We start from the raw sequence: 3,114 nt of genomic DNA on the forward strand, positions 1-3,114 counted from the left end.
CGCGGCATTGTTGGCGGCCTCCGGCCCGGCGACGCCCTGGATGGCGCCCTTGCCGAAGGCGGCGGGATCGCGCGCCACCCTCTTTTCCAGCGCGTAGGAGGAAAAGGCGCTGAGCGTCGCCCCACCGCCCGGCAGGATGCCAAGGAAGGCACCGAGCGCCGTGCCGCGCACAGCCGCCGGCCAGGCTTCCTTGAAGTCCTGCCAGCTCGGCCAAAGCCGGTGGATTGGCGACGGTTCGATGCCGCGGCCCTCGGTTTCCTCCAGGTTGATGATGATGTCGGCCAGCCCGAACAGCCCCATGGCGAGCGGCACGAAGTCCACCCCGTCGTAAAGCTGTGGAATGTCGAAGGTGAACCGCATCTGCCCGGAATTCACGTCGGTGCCGACCGTCGACAGCAGCAGCCCGATCAGGATCATCGCCACCGCCTTCACGACGGAACCGTGCGCAAGGATGACCGCGCCGATCAGGCCGACCAGCATCAAGGCCACATATTCCGACGGGCCGAAGGCCAGCGCCACCCCGGCCAGCGGCGGGCCGGCGACGGCGATGACCAGGGTGGTGGCGATGCCCGCGAACAGCGAGGCCAGCGCCGCGGTCGCCAGCGCCACGCCGCCGCGGCCCTGCCGCGCCATGGCATTGCCGTCCAGGCAGGTCATGACGGAGGAGGATTCCCCCGGCAGCTTGACCAGAATGGCGGTGGTCGAGCCGCCATACTGGGCACCGTAGAAGATACCCGCCAGCATGATGAGGGCGCCCACCGGCGGCAGATAGAAGGTGATCGGCAGCAGCAGCGCCACCGTCGCCGTCGGACCCAACCCCGGCAACACGCCGATCAGCGTGCCGATCACGGCGCCGAGAAAGCAGTAGACCAGATTCATCGGCTGGACCGACACCGCCAGCCCGAGCCAGAGATTGGCGAAGATGTCGGTCATGGCCAGATCTGGAGCGGCAGGCCCAGCCCCCAGGAAAAGATGGCGACGCAAGCGGAGGCCAGCGTGGCCCAGAGCGCCGCAAAGGGACCGGGACGGAGCGGCCGGCCGGCCAGCCCGCCGATCCCGATCAGCGCCAGAATGGCCACCGCCAGTCCCAGCTTGTCGAGCAGGGCGGCAAAGGCCACCACCGCAATGGTAATGGCGACAGACGGACGCCACGCCACGCGCAACGTCACCGGCCTGTCGGCGGTCAATCCGCGCAGCATCGTCGCGAGCCCCAACGCCAGCAGAAGACAGCAGATGAGCCGTGGAAAGAAGCCGGCCTGCATCATGGCCAGCGACCCGACCTCCCACCCGCGCGCCAGCCACAGCGCCCCGAGCGCAATGGCGCTGAGCAGCAGCCCGGCCAGGAAATCCTGGGGCGATCTCGGCATGTGCATCATTGGCATGGATGTCCGCTCTCCCAGGCACGCGATGGCCGAGGACACAACAGCCTAGGACCCGGCGGCCGCACGCGATCTTCACGGAACGGCTTCGAGCGATGCTGGACACGGGAAGGCGCGAATCCATGGGGCCGGCCCGGCCCGCCATTGTCCAAAGTCACCGCTCCACCCTCCCAGCGCGCCGAATCCTTGAGTTGTATTATTCTCAAGCTCCGCGACGCCGTCGAGAGCATTTCTCACCATGACGCCCTCATTGGTCCAAATGTCGCGCCGGAACAGATGTTTTTCGGGTGGAGTTTGCGCGGGCAATCCCGCATGGATATAAAATCAAGCGGATTGAGCACGCAAAGCTGCGCCGGTATCCGTCGATGTGGACAGGATCGTGGCGCCCATGGAACCAGCCCGAAGGAGCGGCGGACCGATGACAGCAGCGACCCGTTTTCTGCGTATGGCCCTCGGCCGCGCCGCCTCCCGGCTAAGCATTGCGCTGGCGGCGGCGGTCCTGTGTGCCGGCGTCGGACCGGTGGCGCTGGCCGCCTACCCGGAGAAGCCGATCACCCTGATCGTGGCCTATGGGGCCGGCGGCTCCACCGACGTGACGGCCCGCATGCTGGCGCCTTACATCGAACGCTATCTGGGTGGCGGGCGGATCGTCGTCCTGAACCGTCCCGGTGCCGGCGGGGAAATCGGCTTCGCGACCATCGCCGACGCGGTGCCGGACGGCTACACCATCGGCTTCATCAACACGCCCAACCTTGTCACCATCCCCATCGAGCGACAGGCGCGCTATGGGCTGGACCGGCTTGACCCATTGGTCAACATCGTCGACGACCCCGGCGTCATGACCGTCCGCGCCGACAGCCCCTTCCGCTCGGTCGCCGATGTGGTCGAGAATGCCAAAGCCAACCCCGATACCCTCACCGTCGGATCGACCGGCGTCGGCTCGGACGATCATCTGGCGATGCTGCTGCTCGCGCGGCAGGCGGGGGCCAAGCTGATCCATGTGCCCTTTCCCGGCAGCGCCGAGAACTACCGGGCGATGCTGGGACAGCACATCAAGGTCTGCGATCAGAATCTGGGCGAAGGGTTGCGCGGGATCGCCGCCGGCGATCCGGTGCGGATGCTGGGGGTGATGAGCCGGTCACGCTGGGACATGGCGCCGGACCTGCCGACCTTCCAGGAGCAGGGCTATGCCATCGAGATGGTGTCGATGCGCGGCATCGGCGCGCCGAAGGGCCTGCCGCCGGAGATCCGCCGCACCTTGATCGAAGCGATCACCAAGGCCGCCATGGACCCGGAATTCCAGGCCAAGGCACGCGAGACCTTCCAGCCGCTGCGCATCGTCGGCCCCGATGCCTTTGCCGCCGAGCTGACACAGCTGGACCGCGAGTTCCGCAATCTGTGGGCCGCGATGCCCTGGAAATAGGAACCGGCTTCAGAACCTTTCTGCCCGCTACGAAACCGTTCCGTTTACGTAATGGATCGGGTCGGTCGTTCCGGCTTCGGAAAAACCCTTCAGCCGCAGCAGGCAGCTGTCGCAGGCGCCGCAGGACAGCCCCTCGGGCGTCGGGTGGTAGCAGGAGTGGGTGAGGCTGTAGTCCACCCCCAGCTCCAGACCGAGGCGGAGGATGGCGGCATTTTCCATGGTCATCAGCGGCGCATGGATCTTGAAACGGGTTGGTCCGTTCCACCCCCGCCTTGGTGGCCAGATCGGCCAGTGTCTGGAAGGCGGCGATGT

3 protein-coding genes and 1 pseudogene are annotated in these 3,114 nt (G+C 67.0%); 1 reads left to right on the forward strand and 3 read right to left on the reverse strand.

Features of this window, described 5'->3' with window-relative positions:
- On the reverse strand, nucleotides 1–933 hold a 933-nt coding region (locus I71_RS17285; protein ID WP_042696082.1), incomplete at its 3' end, for a tripartite tricarboxylate transporter permease.
- A complete protein-coding gene (locus I71_RS17290; RefSeq protein ID WP_042696083.1) occupies nucleotides 930–1,382 on the reverse strand; it encodes a tripartite tricarboxylate transporter TctB family protein in 453 nt (150 codons plus the stop codon). The genes I71_RS17290 and I71_RS17285, both read right to left, overlap by 4 nt.
- A gap of 415 nt (nucleotides 1,383–1,797) precedes the next feature.
- Here I71_RS17290 and I71_RS17295 point away from each other — a divergent pair, with 415 nt between their 5' ends.
- Nucleotides 1,798–2,802: a tripartite tricarboxylate transporter substrate binding protein gene (locus I71_RS17295; RefSeq protein WP_244433892.1), complete on the forward strand. Its 1,005-nt coding sequence runs from the start codon at nucleotides 1,798–1,800 to the stop codon at nucleotides 2,800–2,802.
- Between the two features lie 27 nt (nucleotides 2,803–2,829).
- Here the strand turns inward: I71_RS17295 and I71_RS17300 are convergent.
- Nucleotides 2,830–3,114 (reverse strand): annotated as a pseudogene (locus I71_RS17300) (7-cyano-7-deazaguanine synthase); the annotation flags it as partial.

It is taken from the genome of Azospirillum sp. B506 (assembly GCF_000333595.1).
Taxonomy (GTDB): Bacteria; Pseudomonadota; Alphaproteobacteria; order Azospirillales; family Azospirillaceae; genus Azospirillum.

What these genes read in the sequence shown, in the direction of transcription:
- I71_RS17290 (WP_042696083.1), bottom strand. Translation starts at nt 1,382, where the DNA reads ATGCCAATGATGCACATGCCGAGATCGCCCCAGGATTTCCTGGCCGGG.
- I71_RS17295 (WP_244433892.1), top strand. Translation starts at nt 1,798, where the DNA reads ATGACAGCAGCGACCCGTTTTCTGCGTATGGCCCTCGGCCGCGCCGCC.